15 protein-coding genes and 4 tRNA genes are annotated in these 18,259 nt (G+C 53.4%); 13 read left to right on the forward strand and 6 right to left on the reverse strand.

The features are described 5' to 3' along the window. Window positions 1–49: 49 nt before the first annotated feature. The 6 genes from NF683_RS07940 to typA form a co-directional block, all read right to left on the reverse strand. Window positions 50–1,375 carry a branched-chain amino acid ABC transporter permease gene (locus NF683_RS07940; protein WP_089040021.1) on the reverse strand — a complete coding sequence of 442 codons (1,326 nt, stop codon included), beginning with the start codon at window positions 1,373–1,375 and terminating at the stop codon, window positions 50–52. Continuing rightward, entirely contained in the window at window positions 1,375–2,379 is a 1,005-nt protein-coding gene (locus NF683_RS07945; protein ID WP_253921693.1) for a branched-chain amino acid ABC transporter permease, read from the reverse strand. The genes NF683_RS07940 and NF683_RS07945 overlap by 1 nt, the downstream gene beginning before the upstream one ends. A 16-nt stretch (window positions 2,380–2,395) precedes the next feature. Further along, window positions 2,396–3,124: an ABC transporter ATP-binding protein gene (locus NF683_RS07950; RefSeq protein ID WP_030074224.1), complete on the reverse strand. Its 729-nt coding sequence runs from the start codon at window positions 3,122–3,124 to the stop codon at window positions 2,396–2,398. Window positions 3,125–3,209: 85 nt separating this feature from the next. Beyond that, entirely contained in the window at window positions 3,210–3,980 is a 771-nt protein-coding gene (locus NF683_RS07955) for an ABC transporter ATP-binding protein (RefSeq protein WP_083000439.1), read from the reverse strand. A gap of 52 nt (window positions 3,981–4,032) precedes the next feature. Continuing rightward, a complete protein-coding gene (locus NF683_RS07960; RefSeq protein WP_253921694.1) occupies window positions 4,033–5,466 on the reverse strand; it encodes a sodium-dependent transporter in 1,434 nt (477 codons plus the stop codon). Between the two features lie 306 nt (window positions 5,467–5,772). Beyond that, the gene (gene typA / locus NF683_RS07965; protein WP_253921695.1) at window positions 5,773–7,599 is read right to left on the reverse strand and encodes a translational GTPase TypA; all 1,827 of its coding nucleotides are present in this window, start codon (window positions 7,597–7,599) and stop codon (window positions 5,773–5,775) included. Between the two features lie 163 nt (window positions 7,600–7,762). On the opposite strand from typA, the gene NF683_RS07970 reads away from it, so the two are divergent. The 13 genes from NF683_RS07970 to rpoB all read left to right on the forward strand — a co-directional run bounded on the left by NF683_RS07970 (window position 7,763) and on the right by rpoB (window position 18,252). After that, entirely contained in the window at window positions 7,763–8,746 is a 984-nt protein-coding gene (locus tag NF683_RS07970) for a biotin--[acetyl-CoA-carboxylase] ligase (RefSeq protein WP_120385937.1), read from the forward strand. Next, window positions 8,743–9,582, forward strand: a complete 840-nt coding sequence (locus NF683_RS07975) for a type III pantothenate kinase (protein ID WP_253921696.1) — start codon at window positions 8,743–8,745, stop codon at window positions 9,580–9,582. The genes NF683_RS07970 and NF683_RS07975 overlap by 4 nt, the downstream gene beginning before the upstream one ends. A 138-nt stretch (window positions 9,583–9,720) precedes the next feature. Further along, window positions 9,721–9,804: transfer RNA gene (locus NF683_RS07980), tRNA-Tyr, on the forward strand. Between the two features lie 105 nt (window positions 9,805–9,909). Continuing rightward, window positions 9,910–9,983, forward strand: a tRNA-Gly gene (locus NF683_RS07985). Between the two features lie 14 nt (window positions 9,984–9,997). Further along, a tRNA-Thr gene (locus tag NF683_RS07990) sits at window positions 9,998–10,072 on the forward strand. Between the two features lie 141 nt (window positions 10,073–10,213). Beyond that, window positions 10,214–10,289 (forward strand) — tRNA-Trp (locus NF683_RS07995). A gap of 73 nt (window positions 10,290–10,362) precedes the next feature. Continuing rightward, a complete protein-coding gene (secE, locus tag NF683_RS08000) occupies window positions 10,363–10,746 on the forward strand; it encodes a preprotein translocase subunit SecE (protein WP_125744928.1) in 384 nt (127 codons plus the stop codon). An 8-nt stretch (window positions 10,747–10,754) separates the two neighbouring features. Further along, window positions 10,755–11,288 carry a transcription termination/antitermination protein NusG gene (gene nusG, locus NF683_RS08005; protein ID WP_038480355.1) on the forward strand — a complete coding sequence of 178 codons (534 nt, stop codon included), beginning with the start codon at window positions 10,755–10,757 and terminating at the stop codon, window positions 11,286–11,288. A gap of 123 nt (window positions 11,289–11,411) precedes the next feature. After that, window positions 11,412–11,843, forward strand: coding sequence for a 50S ribosomal protein L11 (gene rplK, locus NF683_RS08010; RefSeq protein WP_009098963.1), 432 nt, complete (start codon window positions 11,412–11,414; stop codon window positions 11,841–11,843). A 2-nt stretch (window positions 11,844–11,845) separates the two neighbouring features. Continuing rightward, window positions 11,846–12,538, forward strand: coding sequence for a 50S ribosomal protein L1 (gene rplA / locus NF683_RS08015; protein WP_030074217.1), 693 nt, complete (start codon window positions 11,846–11,848; stop codon window positions 12,536–12,538). 298 nt (window positions 12,539–12,836) lie between these two features. Next, the gene (rplJ, locus tag NF683_RS08020) at window positions 12,837–13,340 is read left to right on the forward strand and encodes a 50S ribosomal protein L10 (protein WP_009723910.1); all 504 of its coding nucleotides are present in this window, start codon (window positions 12,837–12,839) and stop codon (window positions 13,338–13,340) included. A gap of 112 nt (window positions 13,341–13,452) precedes the next feature. Continuing rightward, window positions 13,453–13,824: a 50S ribosomal protein L7/L12 gene (gene rplL, locus NF683_RS08025; protein WP_038480362.1), complete on the forward strand. Its 372-nt coding sequence runs from the start codon at window positions 13,453–13,455 to the stop codon at window positions 13,822–13,824. Between the two features lie 351 nt (window positions 13,825–14,175). Then, a complete protein-coding gene (rpoB, locus tag NF683_RS08030; protein ID WP_089040013.1) occupies window positions 14,176–18,252 on the forward strand; it encodes a DNA-directed RNA polymerase subunit beta in 4,077 nt (1,358 codons plus the stop codon). Window positions 18,253–18,259 lie beyond the last annotated feature (7 nt).

The raw sequence follows: 18,259 nt of genomic DNA on the forward strand, positions 1-18,259 counted from the left end.
GAGCCTGGGGCGTTTTTTAGCACTGTAAGTTTTTAACACTGTGAGGACGTTAACCGAGGGTTTTAATTTTCTCTGGCAACAGACCTTTCGGAGCAAAGCGTAGTACCAGGGTAATCAACATACCGATTACCAGAACCCGCGCTTGCAGTGCCCGGCTATCCATATTGCTAGGCGCTTCCCAGCCGAAGGCGTTTTCCCCCAGTGTGACCGCTAGTTGCATTAAAAATAGCGCCAACGGCTCTGACATAATCCAAATGATATAAACCGCGACCGCCCCAAAAATGGTGCCAAGGTTATTACCTGGGCCACCTAAAATAACCATGACCAGCACCAGGAAGGTGTGGTTGAGAGGCAAGTAGCCTTGAGGATCAAACAGGCTGTTAAAGGTGCCCAGCATGCCGCCGCCAAGGCCCATCAAAATGCAGCCTAATACGAAAATCTCCAAGCGCCGCTTATTGATATCTTTACCCATGGCCGCTGACGAGACTTCGTTATCGCGAATCGCACGAATCATTCTTCCCCAGGGGGCGTGGTAAGCCCGATGGAGTAAAAAGAAAATCACTGCGATCACGACAGCTGTCACTGAGAGATAAATTGCTCGGGAAAGCGTAAAGCCGAGTTCCGCCGGGCCGGGGGTCGGCCAAGGAAGAGGTGATACCGTGGCCGTGCCACGCGTCAGCCAGTCGGAATTTTTCAAAAAAGCTTTGATGATTTCCGCGATACCCAGGGTGGCAATGGCGAGGTAGTCACTGCGTAGGCCAAGGCAAACGTGGCCAATAAAGTAACCAACGCCGCCAGCAAGCGCGCCACCTACAATCCAGCCCACCCAGGCCGGCAAGCCAAATCCGCCAATAAAGCCCGCTTGAGACTGTATTTGGCTGGTCACTTCGCGCAGCAGGCTGATGACAATCAAATAGAGTACGATTCCGATCACGATGGCGAGCACGGTGCGTAGCTTTTTCGGCACGCCGAATCGGTCAAGCTTTGTCACTCCGACGACGATCAAGGTTGCCGCAATGCCATACAGCAGAACTTGGCCGAGCTCTCCCGGCAGTTCAGTACCCCAGAATGCGTCATTCACCGGGACGCTAAATAGCATGGCGCAGAAACCGCCGAGCGCGACGAAGCCCATGACGCCAGCATTAAACTGCCCGGCATAGCCCCATTGAATCGTTAGGCCCAGGGCAAGAATGGCGTAACAAGCAGCCTCTACCAGCATACGCGTGCTGTAGGCCGCTCCCATTATCGCGTACACCGCTAGCACGGCAGCTAATAGAGCGCCAAACAGCACCAGTTCGCGCAACGGAAAGCGCCGTTCAGGAGTGGCATCTTTGGGCGTGTAAGCAGGATTACGGTTTTTTGTGGAATGGCTCATTAGATCACCTTGCCTTTAAACAGGCCGGTAGGGCGCCACACTAAGATGGCCACCAAAATAAAGAACGGCACCACAATTTTGTACTCAGTGCCTACAAAGGCGAGATTGGAAGGGAGCTCTAGCCAAGTAGGTAGGCTGTCGCGGAAAGGGCGCAGGAGAACATTCCAATTAAATACTGCCAGGGTTTCTGCAAAGCCGACGACAAATCCTCCTGCAATGGCCCCGTAGGGGTGGCCTACGCCGCCGACAATGGCCGCCGCGAAAATAGGCAGTAGCAGGAAGAAGCTTAGGTCGGGTTTAAACGTGACGTCTAATGACAGCAGGGTGCCCGCAATTGCCGCCAGTGCGCCAGCAATCACCCATGTGACGGCCACGATGGTGTTGGTATTAATACCAGATGCCTGGGCAAGCTCGGGGTTGTCTGACATGGCGCGCATGGCTTTGCCAAGTCGCGAGCGATTGAGGAATAGGTGTAGGGCGACCACGGCCACTAGCGTAATCACAAACAGATAAATCTGTGGTTCGGTAATCACGATGGGGGCCCGAACGCCCTCGAAAGGTAGCGCGATGCGGAAAATTTCCTTGCGGTCATCGACGTACAAGCTCTGACCACCGGTGCCTGAGAATAGCCGGATAAGCCCTTGGAGCATAAGTGTCACGCCCAGCGAGCCAATCACCATCACGATAGGCTTGACGCCATGGGCGCGTAGCGGCTTATAAAACGCTTTATCAATGCCTACTGCCAGCGCTGCAGTAAGCAGCATCGCTAGCGGCAGCATGATGAGCGCCGTCGGCACCCCGATACTGGCGCCCACCGCTGGGAAGGCGGTCGTCAGGAGCAGCACCATGAAGGCACCAAACGTCATGATGTCGGCATGGGCAAAGTGGGCAAAGCGCATAATGCTAAAAATGAGCGTGACGCCAATGGCGCCAATGGCATAAATAGAGCCAGTGACGCTACCTGCAATCACTACGTTATTGATAAAAAAGACCAGTTCGTTCACGCGTTTCTCCCCCGGGCTAGCCGCCCAAAAAGCTTTTGGCGACGTCAGGGTCAGCCAGTAACGCAGCCCCCGTGTCTGTAAAGCGGTTTTGTCCCGCCGCCAGCACAAAGCCTTTATCGGCAATGGCTAAGGCCTGTTTAGCATTCTGTTCCACCATCAAAATGCCCACACCGGCAGCGTTGATTTTTTTTACCCGGTCAAAAATTTCATTCATGTAAAGGGGCGACAAGCCAGCGGTTGGCTCATCCAGCAGCAGCAGACTAGGTTCAGCCATTAGCGCACGGCCCATGGCGACCATTTGGCGCTGGCCACCGGAAAGCTCTCCTGCAGGCTGGTGGCGCTTCTCAACGAGAGGGGGGAAGAAGTCGTAAACTTGCTCCAGCATGCGCTTTACGTTTTGAGGTTTTAGATAGGCGCCCATTTCCAGGTTTTCCTTCACCGTCAGGCTGGGGAAAACGTTTTTCTCCTGGGGGACAAACCCCATACCACGCTCAACCAACTGATTCGGCGGCAGGTTATGGATCGGCTGACCGTTAAGCAAAATCTCGCCTTGATTAACGTTCAGCAGCCCAAATACTGCTTTTAGCATAGTGGATTTGCCAGCCCCGTTAGGGCCAACAATGACACCGACTTCATCGGCATACAGGGTCATATTGACCCCGTTAAGGATATTCATACTGCCATAGCCGCCGTGCACATCGCGTGCCTCGAGCAGTGGCTGTGGGGATGACGGTGTGGATGACATAAACGCGTCTCAGCTGGGCCGCACTGCGGTGAACAATGGCGACCATGTTATTGTGGCTATTGTTTAGGTGACAAACTCAGCGCTATCAAGCGGCATCAGTACCGAAATAGGCTTCTATAACGGCCGGATTGTTTTGTATTTCTTCAATTGAACCCTCAACCATAACGCTGCCTTGTGCCAGTACAATCACTGGATCGCAGAGCCGCGAAATCATATCCATATCGTGCTCAATCACCAGAAAGGTATAGCCCATTTCGCGATTTAAACGTTCGATGTTGCCCATTAAGTCGCCGAGTAGCGTGCGGTTTACACCGGCGGCGATTTCGTCTAACAGCACGACTTTGGCATCGGTCATCATCGTGCGGCCAAGCTCTAGCAATTTTTTCTGACCACCCGATAAGTTGCCCGCAAGCTCGTTGCGTACATGATGCAAACCAACAAACTCAATGACTTCCAGTGCGCGGCGGCGTACCTCTGCCTCCTGGCTGCGGACCAGAGCAGGCTTGAACCAGGTGTTGAATAGACGTTCCCCTGCTTGGTTGGGTGGCACCATCATCAAGTTTTCCAGCGCGCTCATTTGGCTGAACTCATGGGCGATTTGGAAGGTGCGCAGTAACCCTTTGTGAAAACGTTGATCAGCGCTTAGCGACGTAATGTCTTCACCGTCCAGCAGAATGCGGCCACTATCTGGCGTAAGTGCGCCCGCAATTAAATTGAAAAGCGTCGACTTACCTGCCCCATTGGGGCCGATCATGCCGGTAATCGAACCCTTTTCAACCCGGATTGAGCAGTCATTGATAACGTGCAGCCCGCCGAAGGCTTTGTTGACGTGTTGTACCTCAATAAGGGGAGTCATCGTGTCCTCGCGCCGCAGGCGACCTTTGTCCACCCGCGTTATTAGAATTATATTAAGCAGACTTACGCAGCCGCTGACTCAAGGCAAATACACCCACAATGAGCAGTGCGCCGAGGGTTGGGACAACGTAGCCTTCCACCTGTGGAATAGTGCGTAAAAATACAAACGACACCGCAGCAGGGCCAACAAAGCGCACCAGGAAGCGCCACGTTTTAAACCAAGTGATGTTGGTGCCAAGCTCTTTCATGACTTCATTTTGAGTCAGTGCCCAGCCCGCGAATAGAGCGATCATTAGCCCGCCCAGCGGCATAAAGATATTGGTCAACAGCTCAATGAATTCAAAAGCGCTGCGTCCAAATAGAGCGTGGAAAAGCGTCCCTTCGGCCCATATGTTGAAGCTCACCACGGTCAGTAAGCCCATCGCCCAAGCCGCGACGACCATGATGGTGACTGCCTGAGGGCGGGTCATATCAAAACGCTCAACCAGGAAGGCAGCGACCGGCTCTATCAATGAAATAGACGAGCTAATCGCGGCCCCTAGCACCAGAATAAAAAAGACCCCGCCCACCAGAGCACCAAACGGCATGTCAGCAAACGCTAGCGGCAGAGTAACAAACATCAGTCCCGGGCCTTGGCCGGTTTCGAGCCCCGCACCAAAGACCAGCGAGAAAATTGCTAGCCCTGCCACCATGGCAACCGCAGTATCTACAAATGCCACGGCGATAGCGGTACGGGTTAGAGAGGCTTCGCTGGACATATAAGCGCCGTAGGCCATGATGGCCCCCATTCCAAGGCTCAGGGTGAAGAAGGATTGCCCCATCGCTTGTAACCAGCCTTCTAAGCTGAGATCGGCAATATTGAACGTAAACAGAAAGCTGGCTGCCGCTCTCACGTCGCCATTGATGACGCCGTAGATAAGCACCACGATGAGAATAACAAACAGCGCTGGCATCATGATGCGCAGCCCTGACTCTATCCCTTTATGAATCCCCATACCGACAATTAATGCCGAGAAGGCGATAAACAGCGTGTGATAAAGCGTCATCAGACCCGGAGACGCCAGCAACGCATCAAAGCCAGCACTAATCGTTGCTGCATCGGCACCCACGAGTGAGCCGGTTAGCATCAGCCACGTGTAGTGCAGTGCCCAGCCAGCGATGACGGAATAAAAGCTCAAAATTAAAAAAGCGGAAGCAGCGCCCAACCAGCCAATCGATTCCCAGGCACGGGAGGTCTTGTGTGTTTTAGTTAAATGGCGCATCCCCATAATAGGGCTTTGACGACTGGTACGGCCAAGCATTGTTTCGGCAATTAAAATGGGGATGCCGACAGCAAAGATGGTCAATGCATAAATTAAAATAAACGCGCCGCCACCATTTTCCCCGGTGAGATAGGGGAAGCGCCAGAGATTGCCCAAGCCGACGGCTGAACCGACCGCTGCCAGCAAAAACGTGCCTTTGTGAGTCCAGACGTTATGACCGCTCATGTGGAGGAGTGTCCGTGTGGTAGTGGAAGGATGAGGGTAACTATCCAAACACTTGTATGCATTGTAGATTGCCAGCGGCCTAGGGACGCACTGATAGTAGCGTTACTGTGCGATAGAACGCTTACGCTTACCAGCCTGCTAGCGTTAAGGCTGCGTTTACGAAGCCACTTGGCGCAGGGGGCGGGGCGTGTGGGGTAATACGGAGACGGGAAATGAGCGAGGGGGGATCGTTAGCCGAAGCTAAAAAAGAAGCCCGCACATGGCGGGCTTTGGGGTACTGACTATCGAGCATGGACTGGTGAGAGCTTACTTCTTGCTAGCACGCTTGCGCTCGTTTTCGGTCAGGTGCTTCTTGCGTAGACGAATATGGCTGGGAGTAACTTCAACCAGTTCATCGGAATCCAAGAATTCGATAGCCTGCTCAAGAGTAAACTTGATCGGCGGCGTCAACACGATGTTTTCATCGTTACCCGTTGAGCGCATGTTATCGAGTTTCTTACCTTTGGTCGGGTTAACGACCATGTCATTGGCACGATTATTAATACCAATCAGCATACCTTCGTATACTTCAGTGGCGTGATCGATAATCAGCTTGCCGCGTTCTTGCAGGGCGTAGAGTGCATAAGCAAGGGCTTTGCCGCCAACCATTGAGACCAGTACGCCATTGCGACGCTCGATGGAAGCATCGGGCTTTAGCGGGCCGTAGTGATCAAAGCGGCTGGTCAGGATGCCGGTGCCGGAGGTCAAGGTTAAGAATTGACCACGGAAACCAATCAAACCGCGCGCCGGGATGATGAAGTCGAGACGCACACGACCCTTACCATCGGGGTTCATATTGGTCATTTCACCCTTGCGGTAGCCAAGCTCTTCCATGATCGAGCCTTGATGCTGCTCTTCACAGTCGATGATGACTTCTTCGTAGGGCTCTTGCTTAACGCCGTCGATCTCTTTAATGATGACTTCTGGGCGGCCAACCGCCAGCTCGAAGCCTTCGCGACGCATGGTTTCAATCAACACTGATAAGTGAAGCTCACCACGGCCAGAAACTTTGAACTTCTCAGGGGTTTCGCCCTGTTCAACGCGTAGCGCCACGTTGTGGATAAGCTCTTGTTCCAGACGATCTTTAATATTACGGCTGGTGACGAACTTACCTTCTTTTCCGGCGAACGGTGAGTCATTGACCTGGAACGTCATCGAAACGGTCGGCTCGTCAACAGACAACGGCGGCAGCGCTTCAATGGCACTCGGGTCACACAGCGTGTCAGAAATTGATAGATCTTCAATGCCAGTAACGCAGACGATATCGCCTGCTGTCGCTTCCGTTGTCTGGACGCGCTCAAGACCCATATGAGTCATGACCTGGCCGATCTTACCCTTACGGGTAGAGCCATCAACGCTGATGATCGAGATTTGCTGGTTAGGCTTCACCGAGCCACGCTTGATGCGGCCAAGGCCGATAACGCCGACGTAGCTGTTGTAATCCAGTGCGGAGATTTGCATCTGGAATGGACCATCGATCTCAACCGCGGGCGGCTCAACGATATCGACAATCGCCTGGAACATGGGGTCCATGTTGTCGGCCAGCTCTTCAGGGTCCATGCCGGCAATGCCGTTTAGCGCCGAGCAGTAGATGATCGGGAAGTCGAGCTGGTCATCAGAAGCCCCTAGGTTGTCAAACAGATCAAAGATCTGGTCGATAACCCAATCCGGGCGTGCGCCGGGGCGGTCAATTTTATTGACGACGACAATCGGCTTCAGGCCCTGGGCAAATGCTTTCTGGGTAACGAAGCGAGTCTGCGGCATAGGGCCGTCAACGGCGTCTACCAGAAGCAGTACCGAGTCCACCATGGACATAACCCGCTCAACTTCGCCACCAAAGTCGGCGTGTCCAGGGGTGTCCACGATGTTGATGTGGTAATCCTTACCATTGCCATCTTGCCACTGAATAGCAGTGTTTTTGGCCAGGATGGTAATACCGCGCTCTTTTTCCTGGTCATTGGAGTCCATGATGCGCTCTTGGCCTTCGGCCTTGCGGTCGAGCGTTCCGGACTGGCTTAACAGCTTGTCTACCAAGGTAGTTTTACCGTGGTCAACGTGGGCGATGATGGCAATGTTGCGAAGATTCTCGATCACGACGCGATCCTGCTAGAAAAATAGGGCGGCATTATAGGGTCTGGGCGCGGTCCACTACCAGTGCTGTCTTAAATAAAGGTGCAAGTCAATAACCTAAACATGGCAGTTTTCGCTCCAGCGGTGCTTCCGTTAAGATAGGCGTTTTCCCAGTTGGGGCAAGCACATGACCATCGGTAACCTGATGCGTTTGTTGAGCGATGGCGAGGTTCATTCCGGTGAACAATTAGGTGAAGCGCTGGGCGTTTCTCGAGCCGCCGTATGGAAACAACTAAAAAAATTAGACGCACTGGGCGTTGAATTGGTGGCTGTGAAAGGTCGAGGGTATCGACTTGCCTATCCGCTAGAGCCGCTTGATGGGGCAAAAATTGTAGAGCGTTTGCCCGCTAGTGCTCGCCACCTCTTAACCAGGCTATTCATTGAAGACCAGTTGCCATCGAGCAATGAATATGTGCGCGAACGCTTTGCGCAGGGGGCCGGGCACGGTGAGGTATGCTTCGCTGAGCTACAAACCGCAGGTCGTGGCCGTCGCGGGCGCGTATGGTCTACGCCTTGGGGGCAAAGCTTGATGCTCTCGCTTGGCTGGCGTTTTGAATCAGGAGTTAATGCGCTGGAGGGGTTGAGTCTTGCGGTTGGCGTGGTGGTTGCTCAAGTGCTGGAGCAGTATGGGGTTTCACCAAAATTAAAATGGCCTAACGATATACTGCTGGCAGAGAAAGGTAGTGAGCTTGGCAAGCTGGCCGGTATTTTGATTGAAGTCACTGGGGATGCAGCGGGCCCCTGTGAAGTGGTCATTGGCATTGGTATGAATCTATCGCTACCCGATAGCTTGCGTGCCGCTATTGATCAGCCTGTGGCAGCGCTGTTTGATGCAAAAGCGGGTATTTCGCGCAATCAGTTAGCCGCGGATATGGTGTCTGAGCTATTGGATATGCTGGCAGGTTTCGAAAGCGAAGGGTTTGCCCCTTGGCGAGATGAATGGAATAGTCGCCATGCCTATGCAGGGTTGCCGATCCGTATTATTCAGGGTGAGCGCTCAAGCGATGCAGTGGCTAGAGAGGTAGATGAGAGTGGTAATCTTTGGGTTACCGAAAATGATCACTCGCGACGCCTGTCGGGCGGTGAGATCAGTGTACGCAGGCGCCTATGATTTTGGATTTGGATATCGGCAATACGCTATCGAAATGGCGTTTAAAAGATGCCGAAAGTAGTGAAATACGTTCACGAGGTGCTGTGTGGACACGGGAGGAGTGGCGGCCTGGGTCAGATATTCCGAATCTTGATGTCGTCGAGGCGGTGCGCATTTCCAGTGTCGCTAGAGCTGCCGTGCTGGAGGAGGCCGTTGCCTTGCTGCGTCGCCAAGTGCGCCAAGTGTATGTTGCACGCTCAACTCCTGAAGCACTGGGTGTTGTCAACGGGTATGAAGAGCCTGGGCGACTGGGCGTCGATCGTTGGATGGGGGCGCTGGCAGGCTACCAATTGGCGGGCGGTTGCTGTGCAGTCGATTGTGGTAGTGCGATCACCATTGATTTTGTATTGCCGGGTGGTGTCCATCTCGGCGGATTTATCGTCCCCGGGTTACGATTAATGAAAGAGAGCCTTAAATTAGGCACCCGCAACGTAGCCATTGATCCAGAAAGTGAAGCTGATGCGTTATTGGAGCCGGGGAGGCGCACGGTAGATGCTGTCAATCACGGTATCTATATGGCGGCGGTCAGTGCGATTAATAGAATTTACAGTGAAGTCTGCGATCAGCAGGGGATCGCATTGCCAGTGCTATTGACGGGTGGTGATGCCAGAGTGGTTTCCCGTGGTGTTCAAGTGCCCCATGCGGTATGGCCGGATATGGTCTACGGGGGGCTGGAAGCCTGCTTTCCGCTGACCTTTGCGGAGCGTGCTGGAAAAATGTCAGGCGCACCAGGGGTGCCTGAGCCTGTTTCGTTAGAAAAAATTCGCGCAGGTCTTGCATTCTCAATGCTGCTTTGACAGAATGCAGCGCGTTCCAAGGCATAAGCCACTTTAAATATTAGTGCGCAAGTGTTGGTAAGTTCACAAGCTTTGATAAATAAAGAGTTTGTAAGCTTGACATGGCTTTGGAGGCTGGCATAATGTGCCGCCACAGCTGGAGAGGTTCCCGAGTGGCCAAAGGGAGCAGACTGTAAATCTGCCGCGAAAGCTTCGAAGGTTCGAATCCTTCCCTCTCCACCAGTTTTATCGAGCAGTGACTGAGTCATTGCTTGGGAATGAAAGGCCGGTAAGCGGGCTTAGCTACTGTATCTCGTGCAACGGGTTGTCATTCCATAGGCAAGTTCGGCGGGCGTAGTTCAATGGTAGAACCTCAGCCTTCCAAGCTGATGGTGCGGGTTCGATTCCCGCCGCCCGCTCCAGTTTGATGTATTTAGCTCATGTAGCTCAGGGGTAGAGCACACCCTTGGTAAGGGTGAGGTCGACGGTTCAATTCCGTCCATGAGCTCCATATTGCATAAAAGCGAGCCAAGCTCGCTTTTTTTGTTTTCACTTGTCAGTTTGATAAGTGTTGAGGGTTGTCAGGCGGAAAGTTATCCGCTATTATGGCGCCCGCTGTTGCGTAGGCATTTGTTTGCGCACATGACGATACAGGCCAGTAGCTCAATTGGCAGAGCAGCGGTCTCCAAAACCGCAGGTTGGGGGTTCGATTCCCTCCTGGCCTGCCAGCCTTCCCCAGGTTGGTATGTCTTTTTCTAGAATTCCTTTGTCGCTCGCTGCACCCTTGGGAGTCTCGTTTTTATGAAGCCTAGTTCCGTAAAACATGGCGAAGAGGTGCAACAGTCGCGCCATGACGGGCTCAAGTGGGCGGCGGTTGTGGCGCTGCTTGTTGTTGCAGTTGTTGGTAATACCTATTTCGCTGATATTGGCCTGCTCTACCGCGTATTAGGTGTGGTGGTGTTGTGTGTGATTGCGGGTTTGATCGCGCTGACCACTGCTAAAGGTCGCGATTTAGTAGAGCTTGCCGTCAGCGCCAAGAAAGAGATACAGCGCGTTGTATGGCCGACTCGCCCCGAAACCATTCAGACTACAGCCATTGTGCTGGCGGCTGTTGTGGTGGTGGGTTTGATGCTGTGGTTGATTGATACTCTTCTTGGCTGGGCGATGTCCGGCGTCATTGGTTAGGAGCTTTCATGTCCAAACGTTGGTATGTCGTCCACGCTTATTCCGGCTTTGAAAAGCATGTCATGCGTTCGCTTGTCGAGCGCGTGAAAATGTATGGCATGGAAGATCGCTTTGGCGAAATTCTCGTGCCGACGGAAGAAGTCGTTGAAGTGCGTGACGGAAAGCGCCGTAAGAGTGAGCGCAAATTCTATCCAGGCTACGTGCTGGTCGAGATGGAAATGGCCGATGAAACCTGGCATCTCGTCAATGAAACTCCGCGTGTAATGGGGTTTATTGGTGGCACGAAAGAGAAGCCTGCACCTATTACTTCGCGTGAAGCCGATGCTATTTTGCGTCGCGTGAAAGACGGTACTGATAAGCCGCGGCCCAAAACCATGTTTGAGCCGGGTCAGTCGGTCCGCGTTATTGATGGTCCGTTTGCTGACTTTAACGGTGTCGTTGAAGAAGTGAACTATGATAAGAGCCGTTTGCAGGTCAGCGTGCTGATCTTCGGGCGCGCAACGCCTGTGGAGCTTGAGTTCTCTCAGGTAGAGAAAGAGTAAATTTAATTAAGTAGCGGGGTGGTGTGCATTGCACGCCATCCTTGCATTATGTGAAGCAGCTAAGCGCTGCTTTATGTGTACCGGGGAGCCGTAAGGCGCTATCACCCAACTGGAGTATTTAGCATGGCCAAGAAAGTACAGGCTTATATCAAACTGCAGGTTGCTGCAGGTAAAGCCAATCCTAGTCCGCCCGTCGGCCCCGCGCTGGGTCAGCACGGCGTGAACATCATGGAATTCTGTAAGGCGTTCAACGCGGCTACTCAAGAAATTGAGCCAGGTCTGCCGACGCCTGTCGTGATCACCGTTTACTCTGACCGTAGCTTCACGTTCGTCACCAAGACGCCGCCTGCTGCCGTACTGCTGAAAAAAGCAGCGGGCATCAAGTCTGGTTCTGGTGAGCCGAACAAGAAGAAGGTTGGTACCGTTACGCGTGAACAGCTCGAAGAGATCGCTAAGACCAAAGAGCCCGATATGACGGCTTCTGATCTCGATGCCGCGGTGCGCACCATCGCTGGCAGCGCTCGTAGCATGGGCCTAAACGTGGAGGGTCTCTGATCATGGCTAAACTAACTAAGCGCGCGAAAGTTATTCGCGAGAAAGTAGACCCGAACAAAGCTTACTCTCTTGAAGAAGCGGTTGCGCTGCTCGCTGAGCTGTCCACCGTTAAATTCAAAGAGTCCTTGGATGTGGCGATCAACCTTGGTGTTGATCCGCGTAAATCTGACCAAGTTGTACGTGGCGCTACTGTCATGCCTAACGGTACTGGCAAAGACGTACGCGTAGCGGTCTTCACCCAGGGTGCTAACGCCGATGCTGCTAAAGAAGCAGGCGCTGACATCGTAGGTATGGAAGATTTGGCTGAGCAAGTCAAAAAAGGCGTGATGGATTTTGACGTCGTGATTGCCTCTCCAGATGCTATGCGTGTTGTCGGTCAGCTGGGTCAGATTCTTGGTCCGCGCGGCCTGATGCCTAACCCGAAAGTTGGTACCGTTACACCTGACGTTGCCACTGCGGTTAAAAATGCTAAGGCAGGCCAGGTGCGTTTCCGTACCGACAAAAATGGCATTATCCACACAACGTTGGGTAAAGCTGATTTTGAAGCATCTGCTGTTCTGGGTAACCTGGAAGCGCTGGTTGCTGACCTTAAGAGGCTCAAGCCGAGCTCTTCTAAAGGTATCTACTTTAAGAAAGTCACCCTGTCCACTACCATGGGCCCGGGCTTGACTATCGACCATTCTGCGTTGGTATAAGCAGGTAGTCGTACGATTTTTGTAAGAACCGAGCAAGAACTTTGCGGTCCCCTGTTAATGCGTAAGCCAGGCAGGGCATCGTCAAAGACCGCAGGTGCCGCATCTTTTAGAGGTGCGGCTTAATCGCCCTTAAAGCGCCTGCGCAGATGGTGTGGCCGCCAGTTGGTTGAGGTTTTTAGCCAAACCGCTTTCTGGTGAGCACCATCCCCCAAGGCTTCCAGCGTTATTTATTTATCGTCTGGAAGAGATGGTAACCACCGGAGCCTGTTGTGGGTTCCGGCACGAAGGAGTGATCACTGTGCCACTAGCACTTGAAGGCAAGAAAGCGATTGTTGCCGAGGTCAGTGAAGCGGCCAAGGGCGCACTCTCCGTCGTAGTTGCCGATTCTCGCGGCGTTACAGTCGGTAAAATGACCGACCTGCGTAAGCAAGCGCGTGAGAATGGCGTCCAGCTGCGTGTTGTTCGCAACACTCTGGCACGCCGCGCCCTCGAAGGTACTCAGTGGGAGTGCCTGAACGAGAGCTTTGTTGGTCCTACTCTGCTGGCTTTCTCTACTGAGCACCCGGGCGCTGCCGCTCGTTTGTTCAAAGAGTTCGCGAAGCAAGATCAGAACTTCGAAGTGAAGGCGCTGGCCTACGAAGGTGAGCTGATTCCGGCTGCTGACATCGATCGTCTGGCAACCCTACCGACTTACGACGAAGCAATTGCCAAGTTGATGTCGGTAATGAAAGAAGCCTCCGCTGGCAAGCTGGTTCGTACTCTGGCCGCCCTGCGCGACCAGAAGCAAGAAGAAGCTGCATAAGCAGGCCTTTTTGCAAGCAGTTTGCGCTGCATAAGCAGGGCGCTGCTTGAACCATGCAATGAATCCTGAGCACTCGGTAGACCGAGGCTCCCGCAAAGTTAGGAATGAGACAATGGCACTGACCAAAGACGATATCATCAATGCTGTAGCCGACATGTCCGTAATGGAAGTTGTCGAGCTGATCGAAGCAATGGAAGAGAAATTCGGCGTTTCTGCTGCAGCAGCCGTAATGGCTGGTCCGGCTGGCGGCGGCGAAGCAGCTGCTGAAGAACAGACTGAATTTGATCTGGTACTGACCTCTGCTGGTGACAAGAAAGTTAACGTCATCAAAGCAGTTCGTGAAATCACTGGTCTTGGCCTGAAAGAAGCCAAAGGTGCAGTTGATGGCGCGCCGGCTACCATCAAAGAAGCAATGTCTAAAGAAGACGCTGAAGCAGCTAAAACCAAGCTGGAAGAAGCGGGCGCAAGCGTCGAGCTCAAGTAATTCTTGTGCTGACGGCTTTACGCGCTGCGTAAGCTTCCACGGCTGGCGGCGGGCTTATCCCGCTGCCGGCCTTTTTCTGTTGTATCATGTTGCTCGGCAGCATTACAGCAGGAAGGCTGCGGTAAGAAGCAGCAAAACAGTAAGACCGTTGTTGTGAAGCGTAAGTTGTGAAGCGTAAGTTGTGAAGCGCGAGTGATAACGAAGCGCTAGCAGCACTACTGTAACACTGTTATCTATCAAGATTTTTGACGGCGAGCTACCGATTTAGGAGCTTGCTGTCTGCGTCTGAAACGCCCGCGGGGCAGATGACCACGCATCGGTCACCCATGGTGAACAAGCTGGGGAATACAGATGGCTTACTCATATACTGAGAAAAAACGCATCCGCAAGGATTTCGGCAAACTGCCCCAAGTGATGGATGTGCCTTACTTGCTGGCCATCCAGCTTGATTCCTACTACGACTTTCTCCAGCAGGATCGTTCGCCCGACGAGCGCCACGAGATTGGTCTGCACGCGGCGTTTAAGTCCGTGTTTCCGATTGAAAGCTTCTCTGGGAATGCGGCGCTGGAGTATGTCAGCTACCGTTTCGGCACGCCGGCGTTCGATGTAAAGGAGTGTCAGCTGCGTGGCGTGACCTATTCCGCCCCGCTGCGTGTCAAGGTTCGCTTGATCATCTATGATCGCGACTCCTCGAACAAGGCAATCAAGGATATTAAAGAGCAGGAAGTCTACATGGGGGAAATCCCCCTGATGACCGAGAATGGTACCTTTGTCATCAATGGTACTGAGCGGGTTATCGTTTCTCAGCTCCACCGTTCGCCCGGTGTGTTCTTCGATCACGATAAAGGCAAGAGTCACTCCTCTGGTAAACTGCTCTATTCTGCCCGAGTGATTCCTTATCGTGGTTCCTGGCTGGACTTCGAGTTCGATCCTAAAGACAACGTCTTTGTACGTATTGACCGTCGCCGGAAACTACCAGCGTCGGTGTTGATGCGTGCCCTGGGAATGAGCACCGAAGAGATCCTTGAAGAGTTTTTCGAGACCAGCAAGTTTAGCATTGAAAAAACTGGCTTCTTCGTAGAGCTGGTACCGTCACGCCTGCGCGGTGAAACAGCGACTTTCGACATTAAAGATGGCGAAGGTAATGTCATTGTTGAAGAAGGGCGTCGTATTACCCAGAAGCACATCCGTCAGCTTGAAAAAGCCGGCCTGGAGCGTCTGGAAATACCGATGGAGTACCTGTTTGGTAAAACGTTGGCCAAGGATCAGATCGATACTAAAACTGGCGAGCTGATCTGTCCGTGTAATACCGAAATTACGCCAGAAGTACTTGAGCGTATGGCGCAGGGTGGCATCACCCACATCGAAACGCTCTACACCAACGACCTCGACTGTGGTTCGTTTATTTCCGATACGCTTAAGCTGGATGCCACCGGCTCCGCGCTTGAAGCGTTGGTCGAAATTTATCGCATGATGCGCCCTGGTGAGCCGCCCACCAAAGAAGCTGCTGAGACGCTGTTTAATAACTTGTTCTTCAGCGAAGATCGCTACGACCTGTCAGGCGTCGGTCGTATGAAGTTCAACCGCCGTCTGCGTCGTGATACCGACACGGGCTCTGGTGTACTGGATCGCAAAGACATCCTTGATGTTCTGCGCGAGCTGATCAATATCCGTAACGGCTTTGGCGACGTTGACGATATCGACCACCTGGGTAACCGCCGTATTCGCTGTGTTGGCGAAATGGCTGAAAACCAGTTCCGCGTTGGCTTGGTTCGCGTAGAGCGTGCAGTGAAAGAGCGTCTTTCCATGGCGGAAAGCGAAGGCCTGATGCCGCAAGATCTGATCAACGCTAAGCCGGTGGCGGCAGCGGTGAAAGAGTTCTTCGGTTCTAGCCAGCTGTCCCAGTTTATGGATCAGAACAACCCGCTTTCTGAGGTTACTCACAAGCGTCGTGTGTCTGCACTCGGCCCAGGTGGTTTGACCCGTGAGCGTGCCGGTTTCGAAGTACGTGACGTACACGCTACGCACTACGGTCGCTTGTGTCCGATCGAAACGCCGGAAGGCCCGAACATCGGTCTGATCAACTCGTTGGCGACGTACAGTCACACCAACAGCTACGGCTTCCTCGAAACGCCGTACCGCAAGGTCAACTCCTGTCAAGTGACGGACGATATCGTTCACCTGTCGGCGATCGAAGAGGGTGATTTCGTTATTGCCCAGGCGTCTGCCGCTGTGGATGAGTCCAACAGGCTGAGTGACGACTTGGTACAGGTGCGTCATCGTGGTGAAACCACGTTTATGCGTCCTGAGCAGGTCACCTTGATGGACGTGTCTCCGCGCCAGGTTGTTTCGGTCGCGGCCGCACTGATTCCGTTCCTGGAGCACGATGATGCTAACCGCGCCTTGATGGGTGCGAACATGCAGCGTCAGGCGGTACCCACCTTGCGCGCTGACAAGCCGCTAGTGGGTACTGGCATGGAGCGCTTCGTTGCGCGTGACTCCGGTGTTTGTGCCGTGGCACGTCGTGGTGGTGTGATCGACTCCGTTGACGCACGTCGTGTCGTGGTACGGGTACATGAAGATGAGATCATCGGCGGTGAAGCCGGTGTTGATATCTACAACCTGACCAAGTACACCCGTTCAAACCAGAACACCTGTATGAACCAGCGCCCCATTGTGCGGCCTGGCGACAGTGTGGCCCGTGGCGATATCCTTGCCGACGGCCCGTCTGTTGATATGGGTGATTTGGCGCTAGGCCAGAACATGCGCATCGCGTTCATGCCCTGGAATGGTTACAACTTCGAGGACTCTATCCTGCTGTCTGAGCGGGTAGTTCAAGAAGACCGCTTTACCACGATTCATATTCAGGAACTGACCTGTGTATCTCGCGATACCAAGTTAGGGCCGGAAGAGATCACCGCCGATATTCCCAACGTTGGTGAGTCCGCGCTGGGTAAATTGGACGAAGCGGGTGTTGTTTACATCGGTGCTGAAGTTGGCCCCGGCGATATTCTGGTCGGTAAGGTAACACCGAAAGGTGAAACCCAGCTGACGCCGGAAGAGAAGCTGCTACGCGCTATCTTCGGTGAGAAAGCATCTGACGTTAAAGATACCTCGCTGCGTGCGCCGACCGGCATGAAGGGTACTGTCATCGACGTCCAGGTATTTACCCGTGACGGCGTTGAAAAAGACTCTCGTGCACTGGCTATCGAACAGATGCAGCTGGACGAAGTGCGTAAAGATCTTCAGGAAACCTATCGTATTGCTGAAGACGCTACTTTTGAGCGTTTGCAGCGTACGTTGGAAGGCCAGGCTGTTAATGGCGGCCCGAACCTGAAGAAAGGCGATGTGCTTGATGAGGCTTACCTCGACGAGCTACCGCGTCAGCAGTGGTTCAAGCTGCGCATGCAGGATGAGGCTTACAACGAACTGTTGGCCCAGGCCGATGAGCAGCTCGAAAACCGTCGTAAAGAGATGGACGAGCGCTTTGAAGATAAGAAGCGCAAGCTGACCCAGGGCGATGATCTCGCACCGGGCGTGCTTAAAATCGTCAAGGTTTACATGGCGGTTAAGCGTCGCATTCAGCCTGGCGACAAGATGGCAGGCCGCCACGGTAACAAAGGTGTTATCTCGGCGATCATGCCCATCGAAGATATGCCGTTCGATGAGAAGGGCGAGCCGGTTGATGTGGTGTTGAACCCGCTGGGTGTACCGTCGCGGATGAACGTTGGTCAGATCCTGGAAACACACTTGGGTATGGCTGCCCGTGGTTTGGGTGTCAAGATTGACGCGATGTTACGTGATGCCCGTGGTCAGCAAGTTGCTGAAATTCGCGACTTCCTGGGCCAGATATATAACACGCCGGGAACCCGTGTTGAGGATATCGATTCGTTAAGCGATGAAGAAATTATTGCGCTAGCGAAAAACCTCAAAGGCGGTGTGCCTATGGCAACGCCGGTGTTCGATGGTGCTAAAGAGCACGAGATCAAACACCTGCTGAAGCTTGCTGACATTCCTGAGTCTGGCCAGATGACGCTGTACGATGGCCGTACTGGCGATGCGTTTGACCGCTCGGTGACCGTTGGCTACATGTATATGCTCAAGCTGAACCACTTGGTAGACGACAAGATGCACGCGCGCTCTACCGGTTCTTACTCGCTAGTGACTCAGCAGCCGCTGGGTGGTAAGGCGCAGTTCGGTGGTCAGCGCTTTGGTGAGATGGAAGTATGGGCGCTGGAAGCTTACGGTGCCGCGTATACGCTGCAAGAGATGCTCACCGTCAAGTCGGACGACGTCGAAGGCCGCACCAAGATGTATAAAAACATCGTGGATGGCGACCACACCATGCAGGCAGGCATGCCGGAATCCTTCAACGTACTCGTGAAGGAAATCCGCTCGCTGGGCATCGATATCGAGTTAGAGAGCTAGGAGCCGT

The organism is Halomonas sp. MS1 (assembly GCF_024182575.1).
GTDB lineage: Bacteria > Pseudomonadota > Gammaproteobacteria > Pseudomonadales > Halomonadaceae > Vreelandella.

Excerpts from the sequence above, each read along its gene's own strand:
- rplA (WP_030074217.1), top strand. The coding sequence starts at position 11,846 with ATGGCTAAACTAACTAAGCGCGCGAAAGTTATTCGCGAGAAAGTAGAC.
- secE (WP_125744928.1), top strand. The coding sequence starts at position 10,363 with ATGAAGCCTAGTTCCGTAAAACATGGCGAAGAGGTGCAACAGTCGCGC.
- NF683_RS07950 (WP_030074224.1), bottom strand. The coding sequence starts at position 3,124 with ATGTCATCCACACCGTCATCCCCACAGCCACTGCTCGAGGCACGCGAT.
- NF683_RS07955 (WP_083000439.1), bottom strand. The coding sequence starts at position 3,980 with ATGACTCCCCTTATTGAGGTACAACACGTCAACAAAGCCTTCGGCGGG.
- rpoB (WP_089040013.1), top strand. The coding sequence starts at position 14,176 with ATGGCTTACTCATATACTGAGAAAAAACGCATCCGCAAGGATTTCGGC.
- rplL (WP_038480362.1), top strand. The coding sequence starts at position 13,453 with ATGGCACTGACCAAAGACGATATCATCAATGCTGTAGCCGACATGTCC.
- NF683_RS07970 (WP_120385937.1), top strand. The coding sequence starts at position 7,763 with ATGACCATCGGTAACCTGATGCGTTTGTTGAGCGATGGCGAGGTTCAT.
- NF683_RS07960 (WP_253921694.1), bottom strand. The coding sequence starts at position 5,466 with ATGAGCGGTCATAACGTCTGGACTCACAAAGGCACGTTTTTGCTGGCA.
- nusG (WP_038480355.1), top strand. The coding sequence starts at position 10,755 with ATGTCCAAACGTTGGTATGTCGTCCACGCTTATTCCGGCTTTGAAAAG.
- rplK (WP_009098963.1), top strand. The coding sequence starts at position 11,412 with ATGGCCAAGAAAGTACAGGCTTATATCAAACTGCAGGTTGCTGCAGGT.
- NF683_RS07940 (WP_089040021.1), bottom strand. The coding sequence starts at position 1,375 with ATGAGCCATTCCACAAAAAACCGTAATCCTGCTTACACGCCCAAAGAT.
- NF683_RS07975 (WP_253921696.1), top strand. The coding sequence starts at position 8,743 with ATGATTTTGGATTTGGATATCGGCAATACGCTATCGAAATGGCGTTTA.